Annotated in this window: 14 protein-coding genes and 1 pseudogene; 12 read left to right on the forward strand and 3 right to left on the reverse strand. The window is 72.8% G+C overall.

Annotated features, from left to right (window positions below; translation table 11 throughout):
- The first annotated feature begins 48 nt into the window (after positions 1 to 48).
- On the forward strand, positions 49 to 1,221 hold the full coding sequence (locus CKY47_RS27790; protein ID WP_306749260.1) for an HNH endonuclease signature motif containing protein: 1,173 nt from the start codon (positions 49 to 51) through the stop codon (positions 1,219 to 1,221).
- Positions 1,222 to 1,326: 105 nt separating this feature from the next.
- Here the strand turns inward: CKY47_RS27790 and CKY47_RS27795 are convergent, their stop codons facing one another.
- Positions 1,327 to 1,503 (reverse strand): DUF397 domain-containing protein, encoded by a 177-nt coding sequence (locus tag CKY47_RS27795; protein ID WP_306749261.1) that lies wholly within the window; start codon positions 1,501 to 1,503, stop codon positions 1,327 to 1,329.
- The gene (locus CKY47_RS27800; RefSeq protein ID WP_306749262.1) at positions 1,500 to 2,363 is read right to left on the reverse strand and encodes a helix-turn-helix domain-containing protein; all 864 of its coding nucleotides are present in this window, start codon (positions 2,361 to 2,363) and stop codon (positions 1,500 to 1,502) included. Before CKY47_RS27800 ends, CKY47_RS27795 begins: the two co-directional genes overlap by 4 nt.
- A 130-nt stretch (positions 2,364 to 2,493) precedes the next feature.
- Between CKY47_RS27800 and CKY47_RS27805 the strand changes: the two genes are divergently transcribed.
- The 8 genes from CKY47_RS27805 (at position 2,494) to CKY47_RS27840 (ending at position 13,400) form a co-directional block, all read left to right on the forward strand.
- Complete coding sequence (locus CKY47_RS27805; RefSeq protein WP_306749263.1) at positions 2,494 to 3,228, forward strand: hypothetical protein; 735 nt, start codon at positions 2,494 to 2,496, stop codon at positions 3,226 to 3,228.
- A gap of 57 nt (positions 3,229 to 3,285) precedes the next feature.
- Positions 3,286 to 5,769 (forward strand): DEAD/DEAH box helicase, encoded by a 2,484-nt coding sequence (locus CKY47_RS27810; RefSeq protein WP_306749264.1) that lies wholly within the window; start codon positions 3,286 to 3,288, stop codon positions 5,767 to 5,769.
- A 76-nt stretch (positions 5,770 to 5,845) separates the two neighbouring features.
- Positions 5,846 to 8,803, forward strand: a complete 2,958-nt coding sequence (locus CKY47_RS27815) for an AfsR/SARP family transcriptional regulator (protein WP_306749265.1) — start codon at positions 5,846 to 5,848, stop codon at positions 8,801 to 8,803.
- Between the two features lie 126 nt (positions 8,804 to 8,929).
- Entirely contained in the window at positions 8,930 to 9,238 is a 309-nt protein-coding gene (locus CKY47_RS27820; protein ID WP_306749266.1) for a hypothetical protein, read from the forward strand.
- Between the two features lie 31 nt (positions 9,239 to 9,269).
- Positions 9,270 to 10,109 (forward strand): LytR/AlgR family response regulator transcription factor, encoded by an 840-nt coding sequence (locus tag CKY47_RS27825; RefSeq protein ID WP_306749267.1) that lies wholly within the window; start codon positions 9,270 to 9,272, stop codon positions 10,107 to 10,109.
- Entirely contained in the window at positions 10,106 to 10,513 is a 408-nt protein-coding gene (locus CKY47_RS27830) for a DUF485 domain-containing protein (RefSeq protein ID WP_306749268.1), read from the forward strand. The genes CKY47_RS27825 and CKY47_RS27830 overlap by 4 nt, the downstream gene beginning before the upstream one ends.
- A complete protein-coding gene (locus CKY47_RS27835) occupies positions 10,510 to 12,231 on the forward strand; it encodes a sodium/solute symporter (protein WP_306749269.1) in 1,722 nt (573 codons plus the stop codon). The genes CKY47_RS27830 and CKY47_RS27835 overlap by 4 nt, the downstream gene beginning before the upstream one ends.
- Complete coding sequence (locus tag CKY47_RS27840; protein WP_306749270.1) at positions 12,228 to 13,400, forward strand: histidine kinase; 1,173 nt, start codon at positions 12,228 to 12,230, stop codon at positions 13,398 to 13,400. The genes CKY47_RS27835 and CKY47_RS27840 overlap by 4 nt, the downstream gene beginning before the upstream one ends.
- Positions 13,401 to 13,519: 119 nt before the next feature.
- Here CKY47_RS27840 and CKY47_RS27845 read toward each other — a convergent pair.
- Positions 13,520 to 13,861 (reverse strand): annotated as a pseudogene (locus CKY47_RS27845) (transposase); the annotation flags it as partial.
- A gap of 415 nt (positions 13,862 to 14,276) precedes the next feature.
- On the opposite strand from CKY47_RS27845, the gene CKY47_RS27850 reads away from it, so the two are divergent.
- From CKY47_RS27850 to CKY47_RS27860, 3 genes are read left to right on the forward strand one after another with little or no spacing between them, the layout of a single operon-like run.
- Positions 14,277 to 15,122: a metallophosphoesterase family protein gene (locus tag CKY47_RS27850; RefSeq protein WP_306749271.1), complete on the forward strand. Its 846-nt coding sequence runs from the start codon at positions 14,277 to 14,279 to the stop codon at positions 15,120 to 15,122.
- Positions 15,119 to 15,778: a 4'-phosphopantetheinyl transferase family protein gene (locus CKY47_RS27855; RefSeq protein ID WP_306749272.1), complete on the forward strand. Its 660-nt coding sequence runs from the start codon at positions 15,119 to 15,121 to the stop codon at positions 15,776 to 15,778. Before CKY47_RS27850 ends, CKY47_RS27855 begins: the two co-directional genes overlap by 4 nt.
- A gap of 19 nt (positions 15,779 to 15,797) precedes the next feature.
- Entirely contained in the window at positions 15,798 to 17,276 is a 1,479-nt protein-coding gene (locus CKY47_RS27860) for a glutamate-cysteine ligase family protein (protein WP_306749273.1), read from the forward strand.
- Positions 17,277 to 17,316 lie beyond the last annotated feature (40 nt).

Below are 17,316 nucleotides of genomic sequence, written 5' to 3' on the forward strand. Positions count from 1 at the left end.
CCGATCGAGTGATGAAATGGGAACTGGTGTTCGAATAGCCATGGATTCATGGACGTGTCGCCCGCGCTGCTCTCCGACGATGGTGTGTTCGCCGCCATCGCGGAGACCGAAGCCGCGGCGCGGGCGCTGCACCTGCGGCGGTTGCGGCTGCTGGCCGAGGTGCTGCGGCGCGGGCTCGACACCGACACCCATCGGCGGTTGGTGCGCGCCGACGCACGAGAGGTCAAGCGCTGGACGGCGCAGGCGACGCTGTTCCTGCCCTCCACCAGTCCCACCGGACAACCACTCCCACCCCTGCACCCGGTGACCGGGGTGGTGTTGGAGGAACTCTCCGACGGCCACCTCACCCAACTGGCGCGGGCCATCTCGCTGCGCCTGCCGGACGGGTCGGAGGAGATCCCGGTCGAGGCCGCTCGATCGGTGGAGCCGAAAGCGGTGCGGCAGTTGGCCGACCGGATTCGCGACCGCGCCGAGCAGGACCGCGTGGACGAGGTGGACGAGCCCGCCGCCGACCCCGGCGACACACTGCACCTGCGCGACCTGCCCGACGGACGACTCGAATTCTTCGGAGAACTGTCCGCCGAGACCGGCGCGCGGTTCACCGCACTGCTCGAACCACTCCCCACACCCCACCCGGACGGCCCCCGCGACGCGGCACGACGGCGCGGTGAGGCGTTCGCCGACCTGATCCCACTGGCTTCGCGGTCGGGCGACCTGCCGTCAGAAGCGGGGGAACGGCCGCACATCAGCGTCACCCTGGACTATCGGGCGCTGCGTCGCGGTGTCGGGCACGCGGTGCTCGACAGCGACCGCCACCTCAGCGCAGCACAAGCCCGCCGCATCGCCTGCGACGCCAAAATCCTCCCCGTAGTACTCGGCGGCGACTCCGAAGTGCTCGACCCCGGCCGCGCCAAACGGACCGTGAGCACCGCCCAACGCCGCGCGCTGCACGCCCGCGACCGGGGATGCGCCTTCCCCGGCTGCCACCGACCACCCCAGTGGTGCGACGCCCACCACATCCAGCACCGGGCAGACGGCGGCACCACCGACCTGTCGAACCTCGTGCTGCTCTGCCGCACCCACCACAGCCTCGTCCACCACACACACCGGCAAGTCACGATGACCGGCGGCACACCGACCTTCATCCCACCCCGACACGTCGACCCCGCCCAGAGGCCACGCCAGAACCTGCTCCACCGACCACCACCGCTCGCCGCCTGAAGAGGTGGAGGACGGCGGGGTGCCAGTCCAGGCGAAACCCGAACGGGAGTTCAGCCGGTGCCGGGCGAGCAGCGCGGCATCGGCCAGGATCTCGCGGCCCTCGGGTCAGCGGCCGTTCAGGGCCGCTCGGAATCGCGCGAACCCCGTCGCACCGAACACCAGTTCACCGGAGGCGGGCGACTTGCTGTCCCGGACGCGGGCGGTGGTCGCGCCGAGCGCCACCTCCACGCAGTTGTTGGCACCGGAACCCGATCGACTGCTCTTGCGCCACGTCGTGGTCATCGCTGCTCAAGCACCTCTATCCGATGTCGGATTGCCTTGGCTGTGTCACCTTCGGAGAGTGCGACGGCGTCCAGCCCGCGCATCATGCGGGTGTAGTGCGCCACCGCCTCCCCATCCTCCACCCACACACCGCCGCCGGCGTGCTCCAAGTAGGCGACCGGTGGGTCCTCCGCATCACTGAAACCGAGGATGGTCACTCCTCCGGAATTCGTGCCGTACGCCCCGACGCCGAACGGCACCAGCTGAATCCGGACGTTGTCCAAGTACCCGATCTCCAGCAGGTGGCGGAGTTGGCCGAGCAGCACCTCGACGCCACCGACCTCGCGCCTGAGCGCGGCCTCGTCCAGGAAGGCGTGGAGTTCGAGCGGCCTGTCGCCACCCAGCCGCCGCTGGCGGTCGAGCCTGGATCGCACGTACTGCTCCACGGTCTCCTCGTCCTCCTCGAACGGCGAGGCGACCTGCGTCTGCACCGCCCTGGCGTAGTCGAGCGTCTGGAGCAGACCGGGCACCAGGTGCATGTCCAGGGCTTGCAGTGTCGTCGCTTCCGCCTCGGCTTGGAGGAAATTGCGGAATGCGCTCGAACTGCGCGCGGGGAATCGGACCCAGGTCGCGTCGTCGCTCGCGTCGTCCCACAGTCCGACCGCTTTCGACCGCTGCCGCTCGTCCGCTCCGTAGTAACCGAGGATCGCGTGCAGTTCGACGCGGCGGCACCGCGTGTAGCCGCCTTCCATGCGGGTCACCGTCGGTCGGGAGACACCGAGCAGGTCGGCCACCGATTCCAGGCTCCGTCCGGCGTTCTTGCGGAGTTCTTGCAGGTAGACACCCAGCTTTCGCCTGCGCCGGGTTTGCGCGTTCGCCATGCGAAGACCTTATTGGACACCTGGAGGGCACGCGCATCACTCGATCGATGACTATCCACGAAGAACGTACTTCAATAACGTCTGGCGAATGAAGTCGATTCAGCAGGAAATCGTTGCGGCAAAGCAACGCATGGCCGAGGGGGACGTTTCCGCGGCGATCGGAGTGGTCGGCGGCCTGTGGGCGTCCGGCGCGGTTCCGCACGACCTGACCCTCGAACTGGCGGACCGCTTCCCCACCTCGGAGGAGGTGTCCGCGCTGCTCGGTTTCGCGGCCGACCGGCACGTCGCCCGGGGCGAACTGGTGGCGGCGACCGAGCTCGGGAGGCGGCGGGTGGGTGTGTGGCGGGCGCGTTGCCAGGAGGAACCGTCGCCGGACAACCTCGACGGCCACCTGGGCGCGCTGGACGCGCTGGCCGTCGTCTACCTGGCCCGGAACCTGCCGGGTCAGGTCGTGGGGTGCCTGGCCGAGGTGGCGGACTGGCAGGTCTCGCACGGCCACCGCATCGGCGTGGCCTGGGCGTACCGGGAGATGGGCGCGGTGGCGCTGCGCGCGGGCGACCTGCCGTCCGCGATCAGGCGCCTCACCCGCGCGGACGAGGTGTACGGCGAGCACGCCGACGACCCGGACGCGCGCTGCGAGCGCGCCGGGTGCCGCGTCCTGCTGGGCCGGGCGGCACGGGCGCGGGGCGACGACGCCGGCGCGCGCGGGTGGTTCACCGCCGCCCTGCCCGACCTCGACGGCGACGCCGCGACCGAGGTGCACGCGCTGCTGTGGGCGATGGAGGTCGGCTCGCCGCTGCCGGAACCGGTGGCCGTGGGCGCCGGCGAGTTCGGCCGTCCCGACCGACCACCGGCGCACGGCTGACCACCGACGATCACGGCGACGTCCCCCACCCCGGGTTGCCACTATGCTCTGCCTGCGATGACTCTCACCGACCGGCTGCCGCCCACCCCCGAGCCCGACCTCCTCTACGACGCGTTCGCCGAGTGGGCGTCCGACCGGGGGCTGTCGCTGTACCCGGCGCAGCAGGAGGCGCTCATCGAGATCGTCTCCGGCTCGAACGTCATCCTCAGCACCCCGACCGGCTCGGGGAAGTCGCTGGTCGCGACCGGCGCGCACTTCGCCGCGATGGCCGAGGGCAAGCGGACGTTCTACACCGCGCCCATCAAGGCGCTGGTCTCCGAGAAGTTCTTCGCGCTCATCGAGACGTTCGGCGCGGAGAACGTCGGCATGATGACCGGCGACGCGAGCGTCAACGAGACCGCGCCCGTCATCTGCTGCACGGCCGAGATCCTGGCCAACATCGCGCTGCGCGACGGCACGGCGGCCGACGTCGGCCAGGTCGTGATGGACGAGTTCCACTTCTACTCCGAGCCCGACCGGGGCTGGGCGTGGCAGGTGCCGCTGATCGAGCTGCCGCAGGCGCAGTTCCTGCTGATGTCGGCGACGCTGGGCGACGTCTCGTTCTTCGAGAAGGACCTGACCAGGCGCACCGGCCGCACGACGACGACGGTCCGCTCCGCCGAGCGCCCGGTCCCGCTGAACTTCCAGTACGTCACCACGCCGCTGCACGAGACCATCGAGGAACTCCTGCACGGCCGCGAGGCCCCCGTCTACGTCGTGCACTTCACCCAGGCGTCCGCCCTGGAACGCGCCCAGTCGCTGATGAGCGTCAACGTCGCCACGCGCGCCGAGAAGGACGCCATCGCGGCGATGATCGGCCGGTTCCGCTTCACGTCCGGGTTCGGCAAGACGCTGTCGCGGCTGGTGCGGCACGGCATCGGCGTGCACCACGCGGGCATGCTGCCGAAGTACCGGCGGCTGGTCGAGCAGCTCGCCCAGGCCGGCCTGCTGAAGGTCATCTGCGGCACGGACACGCTCGGCGTCGGCATCAACGTGCCGATCCGCACGGTGGTGTTCACCGCGCTGTCGAAGTACGACGGGCAGCGCACCCGGCACCTCAAGGCGCGCGAGTTCCACCAGATCGCGGGACGCGCCGGCCGCGCGGGCTACGACACCGTGGGCACGGTCGTGGTGCAGGCGCCCGACCACGTCGTGGAGAACGAGAAGGCGCTGGCCAAGGCCGGTGACGACCCGAAGAAGCGGCGCAAGGTGGTGCGCAAGAAGGCGCCCGAGGGCTTCGTGTCGTGGAGCGACCAGACGTTCGAGCGGCTCAAGAACGCCGAGCCCGAGCCGCTGACCTCCAGCTTCCAGGTCAGCCACGCGATGCTGCTCAACGTCATCGGCCGGCAGGGCAACGCGTTCGCCGCGATGCGCCACCTGCTGGAGGACAACCACGAGGACCGGCCGGCGCAGCGCCGCCACATCCTGCGCGCCATCCAGATGTACCGGGGGCTGCTGGCGGCGGGCGTGGTGGAGCGGCAGGGCGACGACATCCGCCTGACCGTGGACCTCCAGGTGAACTTCGCGCTCAACCAGCCGCTGTCGCCGTTCGCGCTGGCCGCCGTCGAACTGCTGGACAAGGAGTCGCCGTCGTACGCGCTCGACGTGCTGTCGGTCGTGGAGTCGACGCTGGACGACCCCCGCCAGGTCCTGTCGGCGCAGGAGCACAAGGCGCGCGGTGAGGCCATCGGGGCGATGAAGTCCGAGGGCATCGAGTACGACCAGCGGATGGAGCTGCTGGAGGAGGTGACGTACCCGAAGCCCCTCCAGGAGCTGCTGGAGGCCGCGTTCACCACCTACCGGCGCGGCCACCCGTGGGTCGCCGACCACCACCTGTCGCCGAAGTCCGTGGTGCGCGACATGTTCGAGCGGGCCATGACGTTCGCCGAGTACGTGTCGCACTACCAGCTCGCGCGGTCCGAGGGGCTGGTGCTGCGGTACCTGGCCGACGCCTACAAGGCGCTGCGGCAGACCGTGCCCGAGGACGCGAAGACGGAGGAGCTGAACGACCTCCAGGAGTGGCTCGGCGAGCTCGTGCGGCAGGTGGACTCCAGCCTGCTCGACGAGTGGGAGAAGCTGCGGAACCCGTCCGACGACCCCGAGAGGACGGTGCAGGACGACGTGCCGCCGGGTGTCACGCGGAACCTGCGCGCGTTCCGCGTGCTGGTGCGCAACGCCCTGTTCCGGCGGGTCGAGCTGGCCGCGCGGCGCAACTACTACGAGCTGGGTCAGCTCGACGGCGACTCGGGGTGGACCGCCGAGGAGTGGCAGGACGCGCTGGACCCGTACTTCGAGGAGCACGACGAGATCGGCCTGGGTCCCGACGCGCGCGGCCCGGCGATGCTGGTGATCACCGTCGAGCCGGAGCGCTGGCTGGTGCGGCAGATCTTCGACGACCCGGCGAAGGACCACGACTGGGGGTTCAGCGCCGAGGTGGACCTGACCGAGTCCGACGAGCTGGGCACGGCCGCCCTGCACATCACCGAGGTCGGGAGGCTGTAGGGGGCCATCCGGTGGTACTCCGGTACTGGCGGGAGCACCAGCATGTCCCAGGGTCGGTCGGTGTGAACGGAGGCGGGTGACGCTGTCGCAGGACGAGTTCGGCGTGCTGGGACCGCTGCTGGTCCGCCGCGACGGCCGTCCCGTCCCGGTGACCGCCGCCAAGCACCGCATCGTCCTGGCCACCCTCCTGCTGGGCGCGAACCGGTCCGTGCCCGCGAGCGACCTGATCCGCCGGGTGTGGGGCGAGTCGCCGCCGGACCGCGCCGGGCAGACCCTGCCGGTGTACGTGATGCGGCTGCGCCGCGCGCTCGGCGAGCCGCGGCTGATCCACACCACGCCCACCGGCTACCGCGTCGACGTGCCGCCCGGCGCGCTGGACCTGCACCGGTTCGAGGAGTGGTCCGCGCGGGGCGCGGCGCTGGCGGCGGCGGGCGACTTCGCGGCGGCGTGCACGGCCTACGAGGACGCGCTGGACTGCTGGCGCGGCGCGCCGCTGGCCGACGTGCCGTCGGAGTCGCTGCACGAGTCCGAGGCGCCGAACCTGGCCGAGCAGCGGCTGCGGGTGACGTCCGAGCTGGTGGACGTGAAGCTGCTGCTGGGGCGGTGCGAGGAGGTGATCGCCGACCTGCGCCGGCTCACCTCCCGGCACCCGCTGCGGGAGCGGTTCTGGTCGCAGCTGATGGTGGCGCTGTACCGGGCGGACCGGCAGGCCGACGCGCTGGACGCGTACCGGCAGGCGTCCACGGCGCTGGCGCGCGAGCTGGGCGTGGACCCGAGCGACTCGCTGCGCGCGGTGCACCGCGCGATCCTCACCGGCGACCCGGCGCTGCACCAGCCGGCGACGAACAGGTGGGCGCCGGTGTCGCAGCTGCCCGCGCCGGTCGGGAACTTCGTGGGCAGGGCCGCGGAGCTGACCCGGGTGGAGGGGCTGCTGACGCGCGCCGCGGCGACCGTCGTGGTGTGCGGGCCGCCGGGGGTGGGCAAGACGGCGTTCGCGATCTCCGTGGCGCACGCGGTGCGCGACCGGTACCCGGACGGGCAGCTGTACGTGAACCTGCGCGGGCACTCGACGTCGCCGCCGCCGACCACGTCCGCGGTGCTGGCGCGGTTCCTGCGGGCCATGGGCGTGCGGTCCGACCACATCCCGGTGGACGAGGCGGAGCTGGTGCGCGGCTACCGGGCTCGGCTGCGCGGCCGGCGGGTGCTGGTCACCCTGGACAACGCCGCCTCGGTCGAGCAGGTGCTGCCGCTGCTGCCCGACGACCCCGGCTGCTCGGTGCTGGTGACCAGCCGAAACGAGCCGCGCCGCCCGCTGCGGGCGACGACGGTGCGGCTGGACGTGCTGCGCGGTGACGAGGCGTGGAAGCTGCTGGCCCGCTCGCTGGGGCCGGAGGCTGCGGTGGCGCAGTTCGACGCGATCAGCGAGCTGGCCCGGCTGTGCGGCTACCTGCCGCTGGCGCTGCGGATCGCGCTGGGGAACCTGGTCGGCGCGCCGCACCTGGACATCGCGGCCTACGTGGACGACCTGCGCGACGGCGACCGGCTGTCCGCGCTGGCCGTGGACAACGACGACACGGCGGCCGTGCGGCGGGCGTTCGACCTGTCCTACGGCGCGCTGACGCCCGACGCGGCGAGGCTGTTCCGGCTGACCGGGCTGCTGCCGGGACCCGACTTCAGCGTGTTCGGCGCGGCGGCGCTGCTGGACGCGCCCGAGCCGGTGGCGCGCAGGCTGCTGGAGGACCTGGCGTCGGCGCACCTCGTGCAGCGGGTCGGCGCGGACCGGTTCGCGGTGCACGACCTGCTGCACGACTACGCGGCCGAGCGGGCCCTCGCGGCGGGCGAGGACCTGGCGTCGGCGCGGCGGCGGCTGTTCGACTGGTACCTGCGCACCGCGGTCGAGGTCGGTGACGTGCTGTACCCGGAGCTGGGCGTGTCCGGGCCGCCGCGGCTGAGCCCCGAGGTGGCCCGGGCGTGGCTGGCCGCGGAGCGGGCGAGCGTTCTGGCGGCGGTCGAGCACTGCGCCGAGCACGGGCCGCGCGAGCTGTCGTGGCGGCTCATCGACGCGGTCAGCGGGTACTTCGGGTCGCACGGGCACCACGTGGAGTTCCTGCACGCCATCGACGCGGCCCTCGGCGCGGCCCGTGCGGCGGGCGAGCACGACGCGGAGACGTCGATGCTGGTGTGGCTGGCCGCCGAGCACCGCAACCTCGGCAACCTGCGGCTCGCGCAGCGCTACCTGCGCGAGGCCCGGCCGGTCGACCGCCGGCTGGTGTGGCTGCACACCGGCCTGGACGGCGTGGTGAACCTGGAGCTGGCCGACTTCACGGCCGCGGCGGCGGCGTTCGACCGGATGGAGGCGCTGGCCGGGGAGGACTGGGCGGGGCCGCACGTGCGGATCGGCGTCCTGGCGGGTCGGGGCGCGCTGCGCCTGCTGCGCGGCGACCCGGAGGGCGCGGCCGACCTGCTGGCGCGGGGCCTGGAGCTGGCGCGGGCGGTGGACGGCGCGAACGTGGAGGCCACCTGCGCGGCCCTGCTGGCCCGGTGCCGCACCGCGACGGGCGACTACCCGCGGGCCGTGGACCTGCTGCGCGGCGCGCTGGCCTCCTGGCACCGCACGGGCGCCCGGCACGCCCGCGCCGAGGGCATGGCGCACCTCGCCGCGGCCCTCTGCCTGGGCGGCGAGCACCCGGAGGCCCTGCGCACCGCCCAGCGCGCCCTGGCGCTCGTCCAGGAGCTGGGCGGCAGCCCCCGCATCGAGTCCGAGGTGCACAACGCCCTCGGCCTGGTCCTGCGCCACCTGGGCAAGCCGACCCGGGCCGTGGCCGCCCACCTGCGCGCCCTGGAGCTGGCGGGGTCCTGCGAGTACGGCTACGGCGTGGTCCGCTCGCACACCCACCTGGTCCGCGCCCTGGCCGCCGACGGCCGCCGCGACGAGGCCCTCCACCACGCCCGCGCCGGCCGGGAGCTGGCCGCGCGCGGCGGTTTCGGCGCCTTCGAGCGGATGATCGACCGGGCGATCGACGATTCGACCTGAGAACGCGTTTCCGCGGTGTTTCGGAATGCGGCACCGACTGAGACCACCCTCCCGTGTTGTTGACCTCTTCCACAACGGGCGAGAACATCGGGTTTCGATGCTTCTCGAACGTGTTTGGGGGATCTCATGACGACCGATCCGCACATCGCCCTGGCGCGGATCGCGGAGGGGGTGCCCCGGGGGCCCGACGAACTGGTGTCGGCGCTCACGGAACTGGCGCGGATGGCCGACGAGTGGTCCGAGGTGGTGCGCCGGTTGCAGGAGCCCACCCGCCGGTTCGTGGGCAGCGCGGCGGCGGCGTCGGTGTCGCTGGCGGCGCGGCGGGCCGAGGAGGCGTTCCTGGAGCTGGAGATGACGCTGGGTGACGCGCAGGCGGCACGGCGGTCATTGCCTCTGGCCACCCCCGCGGGTGAGGATGGGCGTCCACTGGTCTGATCGACGACGCCGACCACCGCATTGGAACTCCATGACCTCAGGACTCCCCTGCCCCCTCTGCGAGGGCCCGGAGCGCCGCGGGGCGCTCGAACGGACGCTGCGGGTGCTCGCGGTGGACGACGAGGCCCCTGCCCTGGACGACCTCGTGTACCTGCTGCGCCGCGACCCGCGGGTGGCGCACGTGGAGGCGGTGGGCGACGCGACGAAGGCGCTGCGCACGCTGCACCGGGCCATGGACGCCGGGCAGCCGGTGGACGCGGTGTTCCTCGACATCCGGATGCCGGGGCTGGACGGGCTGGACCTGGCGCGCGTGCTGTCGCGGTTCGCGCAGCCGCCGCCCATCGTGTTCGTCACCGCGCACCAGGAACCCGCGGTCGAGGCATTCGAGTTGAAAGCGCTCGATTACCTCCTCAAGCCCGTGCGGCCGGAACGCCTGGCCGAGTCGGTTCACCGGATCGTGCACGAGGTGCTCGATTCGAAATCCGCGGAACCCGCGCCCGCCGCACCCGCGGAGAAAACGCCGGACGTGGGCGACGAGGTCATTCCGGTGGAACTCGGCGGCATCACGCGGTTCATCCGGCTCGCCGACATCCGGTACGTGGAGGCGCACGGCGACTACGCCCGCCTGCACACCGCGACCGGCAGCGGGCTGGTCCGCGCCGCCCTCAACGGGCTGGAGGAGCGCTGGCGGTCGGCCGGTTTCGTGCGCATCCACCGCAGCCACCTGGTGTCGCTGGGGCACATCGACGAGCTGCGCCTGGAGGACGGCCACCTGAGCGTGAACATCGGGGGCGCGGTGCTGCCGGTGAGCCGGCGGCACGCCCGGCACCTGCGGCAGCTGCTGGTGCGCCGCAACCGGCAGCCGCTGTGACCGGCCCGGGCTCCCCCGGCTCGCACCCGCCCGGCCCGCCGAAGCAGCGGGTGGTGGTGACGAGCCCCCGCACCCGCGCGCCGCGCGCGCCCCGCCCGTACCCGGCGTCGCGGGAGATCGACGAGCAGAGCGAGCTGGGCGCGGTCTACATGAGGTCGCTGATCCGCACCCAGCGGCGGCTCGGGCTGCTGCTGTGCGCGGTGGTGTGCGGCAGCGTCGCGGCCCTGCCGCTGGTGTTCACGCTGGCGCCGTCGATCGCCGTGCGGCGCCTGCTGGGCCTGCCGCTGCCGTGGCTGCTGCTGGGCGTGCTGGTGTTCCCGGTGTTCGTGCTGGCCGGCTGGTTCTACGTCCGGCAGGCCGAGCGCGGCGAGCGGGAGTTCGCGGAGCTGGTGGAACGTTCGTGAGCAGCACCTACGGCATCATCGCCGTCCTGGTCGTGGTCGTCGGCACGGTCACCATCGGCACCTACGGCCTGCGGATCTCCCGCACCACGTCGGACTTCTTCGTCGCCTCGCGGACGGTGTCGCCGTGGTGGAACGCCTCGGCGATCGGCGGCGAGTACCTGTCGGCGGCGTCGTTCGTCGGCATCGCCGGGCTGATCTTCGCGCACGGCCCGGACATGCTGTGGTTCCCGGTCGGCTACACGGCCGGCTACCTGGTGCTGCTGGCGCTGGTGGCCGCTCCCCTGCGGCGCAGCGGCGCCTACACCCTGCCCGACTTCGCCGAGGCCCGGTTCGCCTCGCCGGTCGTGCGCGCGGTGGCGTCGGGCTTCGCGCTGGGCATCGGGTGGCTCTACCTGCTGCCGCAGCTCCAGGGCGCGGGCCTGACGCTGAAGTACGTGACGGGCGCGCCGGACTGGGTGGGCGCGCTGGTGGTGGCGTCCGTGGTGACGGTCAACGTCATCTCCGGCGGGATGCGCAGCATCACGTTCGTGCAGGCGTTCCAGTACTGGCTCAAGCTGACCGCCATCGCGGTGCCCGTGGTGTTCCTGGTGCTGGCGTGGCACGCGCACGGCGCGCAGGGGCTGGCCGGGCCGGAGTTCCCCGAGTTCCCGGAGCGCACGACGGTGTCGTTCGACACCGCCACCGCGTTCCACGTCTCCGAGACCACGCCGTTCAGCGGGACGGGCGTCGTCGACGGGCAGCGGGTCCAGGGCGGCGGCGCGCTGGCGGTGGGCGACCACACCGTGGCCGCCGGGTCGCGCCTGACGTTCTCGGAGGGGTCGGCGGTGCCGCACGTGCGGTCGATCCCGTCGACCACCAACGAGGTGTGGGCGCTGCCGATGCGCGGCGGGGAGCGGTTCCCGCTGTACGCGGTGTACTCGCTGATCATCGCCACGTTCCTGGGCACGATGGGCCTGCCGCACGTGATCGTGCGCTTCTACACCAACCCGAACGGCCGGGCGGCGCGGCGGACCACGCTGATCGTGCTGGGCATGCTCGGCCTGTTCTACCTGATGCCGCCGATCTACGGCGCGCTCGGCCGGCTCTACACGCCGGAGCTGCTGATGACCGGCGACACGGACGCGGTGGTGCTGGCGCTGCCGAGCCGGGTCATCGACGGCCTCGGCGGGCAGCTGCTGGGCGCGCTGGTGGCCGGTGGCGCGTTCGCGGCGTTCCTGTCCACCTCGTCGGGCCTGATGGTGTCGCTGGCGGGCGTGCTGAGCCGGGACGTGCTGCGGCTGCGGTCGGTGCGCGGGTTCCGGCTGTCGACGGTGCTGGCGATCCTCGTGCCGCTGGGCATGACGCTGCTGGTGGGCAAGGTGCCGGTGGCGGACATGGTGGGCCTGGCGTTCGCGGTGGCCGCGTCGTCGCTGTGCCCGCTGCTGGTGCTGGGGATCTGGAGCACCCGGATCTCCACGGCCGGCGCGGTGGCCGGCATGCTCGCGGGCGGGGTGCCCGCGCTCGTGGCCGGCCTGGTGACGATCAGCGCGGGCGGCTCCGGGGAGTGGTACCACGTGTTCCTGGCCCGGCCCGCGGCGTGGACCGTGCCGCTCGGGTTCGTCGTGATGTTCGCGGTGTCGCTGCTGACACCGCGCAGGGTGCCACCGGGGGTGAACCACGTGATGGTGCGCTTGCACGCGCCGGAGAACCTGGGCCTGCGCAGCCAGGACCGGTTGTGACGGCGCTGTGGACGGCGGGCGCGGTGCTGCTCGCCGGGCTCGCCGTGGTGCTCACGCTGTGGCGGAAGTCATTGTCCCGCAACGACTTCCTCACCAACGAGCAGCGGATCACGTTCGAGACGCTGCACACGGCGTGGTCGGCCGCGCCGCCGCTGCGCGCCGGGCTCGTGCCGGAGGCGGCGAAGAAGTCGGCCAAGCACCTGCGGACGCTGCTCGGCACGCCCGCGCTGGCGCTGACCGACGAGACCGCGGTGGTCGCCTGGGAGGGGGAGGGCGAGCGCCACGCGGGCGAGGTGATGGAGCTGGCGCGGGACGTGTTCGCCACCGGTCGCACGCGGGCGTTCGACATCGCCTGCGCGACGGCGGACTGCCCGGTGCACACGGCGGTGCTGGCGCCGCTGACCGTGGAGGGCCGGGTGGTGGGCGTGCTGGCGGCCTACAGCCGGGAGGCGTCGGCGGGGCTCGTGCGGGCGACGAACGAGGTGGCGCGCTGGGCGTCGGGGCAGTTGGAGCTGGCCGAGCTGGACCGGTCGCGGACCAGGCTGGTGGAGGCGGAGGTGCGTGCGCTGCGCGCCCAGATCTCACCGCACTTCATCTACAACTCGCTGTCCGCCATCGCGTCGTACGTGCGGACCGACCCGGAGCGGGCGCGCACGCTGCTGCTGGACTTCGCCGACTTCACCCGCTACTCGTTCCGCCGGGCCGGTGACTTCACCACGCTGTCGGAGGAGCTGAAGTCGATCGACCAGTACCTGGCCCTGGAGCGGGCGCGGTTCGGCGAGCGGCTGAAGGTGACGCTCCAGATAGCGCCCGAGGTGCTGCCGGTGACCGTGCCGTTCCTCTGCCTGCAACCGCTGGTGGAGAACGCCGTGCGGCACGGCATGGAGGGCAAGGCCGGTCCGGGCCACATCACGATCCTCGCCGCCGACGCGGGCGAGGAGGCGCACATCACCATCGAGGACGACGGCATCGGCATGGACCCGGAGGCGCTGCGCCGGACGTTGGCGGGGCAGGTCGGCGCGACGGCGGGGATCGGCCTGGGCAACATCGACGAGCGGTTGAGGCGTTGCTACGGCGACGACTACGGGCTCGTGGTGGAGACGGCGCAGGGGTTGGGCACGAAGATCAGCGTGCGGGTGCCGAAGTACTCGGCGGGCGTGCACGCGTAGCGCCCCGGGCCGCTCGGGGCCGGCACGGGCGGGGCGGACGTCCCGGTCCGGCGTGGGACGCCCGCCCGTCACCCGTCGTGCCCGGCCGGGGTTCCGGCCGGTGTCGCCTAGCCGGCCGCGCGGGCGCCGCGTCGTTCCGCGGCGTCCAGGACCAGCCCCAGCCACTCCGAGTCGTCGGACGTGCCGTCCGCGACCACCCGGCGCAGGCGCAGCCACAGGCCCGCCTCGGTCCACTCCTGGAACCGCCGGTGCACGGTCGGCACGGTCACGCCGAACGTGGCGGGCAGGTGCCGCCAGGCGCAGCCGCTGGTCAGCACGAACACGATCGCCGTGAAGATCGCCCGGTCCGACACCCGACCCCGGCCGCCGCCCTGGCGGCGGACCTTCGCGGGTGGGATGAGCGGTTCGACCGCGGCCCACAGGCCCGGCGGCACGAGCCGCACCGCCAACTGCTCGATCACGTCGGCGTGCGGCGGGCGGGGAGGCGCTTCCGGCGCCCGGCGGACCCACGGCTCCTGCCTCTGGGCGTCGCCGCGCTGGCGGGCGCGCAGCAACATGGCCAGGGCGGCGTCGTCGGTCCTCCGGGGCGCCACCGCCGGGTGCGGGTGGTGCTGCACCTGGCGGGCGATTTCGGCGCCCACCGTTCGCCCGAACGGTTGAACAGGTCGTACGTGGTTGCTCATCAGGTCCTCCGCCCAGGACTGTCGTGATGCCCATCACGCTAGGAAGTCGGACGCTCACGGGTAAGGGAACGCGCGCCGAACGGGACGGACGAGCGTCACGCGGCCCCCCGTTCCCCGCCGAACGGCGTCGCGGGAGCGACGAGCGGATGAGCGGTCACTCCCCGAGGCCGTCCGCCGGGGATACGCTCGCGGTGTGACCACCCCGCCACGCCTCCTCGCGACGAGCGACCTGCACGTGACCTACCAGCAGAACCGGCAATTCGTCGAAGCGATTCGACCGCACTCCCCCGACGACTGGCTGATCGTGGCCGGTGACGTGGCGGAGAAGTTCGACGACGTCGAGTGGGCGCTCGGGGTGCTGCGCGGGCGGTTCGCCGAAGTGGTCTGGTCGCCCGGCAACCACGAGCTGTGGACGACCAAGGACGACCCGGTGCAGTCGCGCGGCGAGGTGCGCTACAAGCAGCTGGTGGAGCTGTGCCGCGGCCTCGGCGTGCACACCCCCGAGGACGCGTTCCCGGTGTTCGAGGGCTCGGGCGGCCCGGTGGCGGTGGCGCCCCTGTTCACGCTCTACGACTACACGTTCCGCCCGGCCGGGACGACCGACAAGGCGTCCGCGCTGGCCGTGGCGCAGGAGGCCGGGGTCATCTGCACCGACGAGTACTTCCTGCACCCCGACCCGTACCCGAGCCGCGAGGCGTGGTGCGCGGCGCGCCTGGAGGAGACGGAACGACGGTTGTCGGCGGTGGACCCGTCGTTGCGGACGGTGCTGATCAACCACTGGCCACTCGTCCGTGATCCCACGTTCGTGCTGCGGTACCCCGAATTCGCGTTGTGGTGCGGTACCGAGAAGACCGCGGACTGGCACCTGCGGTTCCGGGCGGCGGCGGCGGTGTACGGCCACCTGCACATCCCGCGGACCATCCGCAAGGACGGCGTGCGCTTCGACGAGGTGTCGCTGGGCTACCCGCGCGAGTGGCAGCCGCGCGGCTGGACCGCGGCGCCACTGCTGGACGTGCTGCGCGAGGGGGATGCCCGGTGATCACCGACCTGCTGCCGCCGCCGATCTCGGCGGTCGACTACTTCGGCGACCCCGACGGGGTGGTGCTGTTCCCCGAGGAGGAGGAGCACGTCGCCAAGGCCGTGGACAAGAGGCGCAAGGAGTTCGCGACCGGGCGGCACTGCGCGCGCGCCGCACTGGCGGGCCTCGGCCACGCCCCCGTGCCGCTGCTGCCCGGCCCCAAACGCGAGCCGACGTGGCCGGCGGGCGTCGTCGGCAGCATCACGCACTGCCGGGGCTACCGGGCGGCGGCCGTGGGGCGCGTCGGCGAGGTGTGGACCATCGGCATCGACGCCGAGCCGAACGAGCCGACGCCGGAGGGCGTCCTGGAGGCCATCGCCGTGCCCGGCGAGCTGGCCAGGATGCCCGCGCTGCGCGCGGCGGGCGACGAGGTCGCCTGGGACCGGCTGCTGTTCAGCGCGAAGGAGACGGTCTACAAGGCGTGGTTCCCGCTGACGCGGGCGTGGCTGGGGTTCGAGGACGCCGAGGTGACCATCAACCCCGACGACGGCACGTTCAGCGCGCGCGTCCTCATCGACCACCCGGTCGTGGACGGGACCACCCTGGACGGGTTCACCGGCCGGTGGCTGGCCAGGGAGGGGTTTGTGGTGACCGCGATCGCGGTACCCGCGCGCTGATCATCGGCGAGGAGCAGACATGGGCGACGAGGTCGGGCGGCACGAGTTCACCCGCGATGACCGCACGCGGTACCGCACCAAGGTGCGGCGCTGCCTGGACGTGTTCGCCCGGATGCTCCGCGAGTCGCGGTTCGAGTTCGACCGGCCCATGACCGGGCTGGAGATCGAGCTGAACCTGGTGGACGGCGCGGGCGACCCGGCGATGCGCAACGCGGAGGCCCTGGAGGCGATCGCCGACCCGGACTTCGTCACCGAGCTGGGCCAGTGGAACCTGGAGATCAACGTCGCGCCCCGGCAGCTCACGGCGGGCGGGATCACCGAGTTCGAGACCGTCGTGCGCGACTCGCTCAACGAGGCCGAGCACAAGGCGTCGGCGACCGGCTCGCACATGGTGATGATCGGCATCCTGCCGACGCTCCAGGCCAAGCACCTGGCCGTGGGCGCGCTGTCCGGCAGCCCCCGCTACGCGCTGCTCAACGAGCAGGTGCTGGCGGCGCGCGGCGAGGACCTCCACATCTCGATCGACGGCGTCGAGCGGCTCCAGATGACGGCCGACTCGATCGTGCCGGAGGGCGCGTGCACGTCGACGCAGTTCCACCTCCAGGTGTCGCCGGACTCGTTCCCGGCGTACTGGAACGCGGCGCAGGCCATCGCGGGCGTGCAGGTGGCGGTGGGCGCGAACTCGCCGTTCCTGCTGGGCAAGGAGCTGTGGCGGGAGACCCGGATCGCGCTGTTCCAGCAGGCCACGGACACCCGCAGCGACGAGCTGAAGGAGCAGGGCGTCCGGCCGAGGGTGTGGTTCGGCGAGCGGTGGATCACGTCGATCTTCGACCTGTTCGAGGAGAACGTGCGGTACTTCCCGGCGCTGCTGCCGATCTGCGACGAGGAGGACCCGGTGCAGGTGCTGGAGCGCGGCGACACGCCGTCGCTCGCCGAGCTGCGCCTGCACAACGGCACCATCTACCGCTGGAACCGGCCGGTGTACGACGTGGTGCGCGACAAGCCGCACCTGCGCGTGGAGAACCGGACGATGCCCGCCGGCCCGACGGTCGTCGACACGCTGGCCAACGCGGCGTTCTACTACGGCCTGGTGCGGATGCTGGCCGAGGAGGAGCGCCCGGTGTGGTCGCAGATGTCGTTCAGCGCGGCGGAGGAGAACTTCCTGGCGGGCGCGCGGCACGGCATCGACGCGCAGGTGTACTGGCCGGGCCTGGGCACGGTGCCGGTGGCGGAGCTGGTGCTGAGGCGCCTGCTGCCGCTGGCCCACGAGGGCCTGGCGAAGCTGAGGGTCGCGGCGGACGACCGGGACCGGCTGCTGGGCGTGGTCGAGCAGCGGTGCCTGACCGGGGTCAACGGGGCGACGTGGCAGGCGCGGGTGTTCCACCGGCACTACGACCACACGGCGCTGGACCGGCCCGAGGCGCTGCGCCGGATGCTGCGGACCTACCGGGACCTGATGCACGCGAACGAGCCGGTGCACACGTGGCCGGTGGGCTGAGGGTCCCCGGGCCCGCCGAGCGCTCCCGGCCCCGCGGGGC

Source organism: Saccharothrix longispora (genome assembly GCF_030852425.1).
GTDB classification, from domain to species: Bacteria; Actinomycetota; Actinomycetes; order Mycobacteriales; family Pseudonocardiaceae; genus Actinosynnema; species Actinosynnema longispora.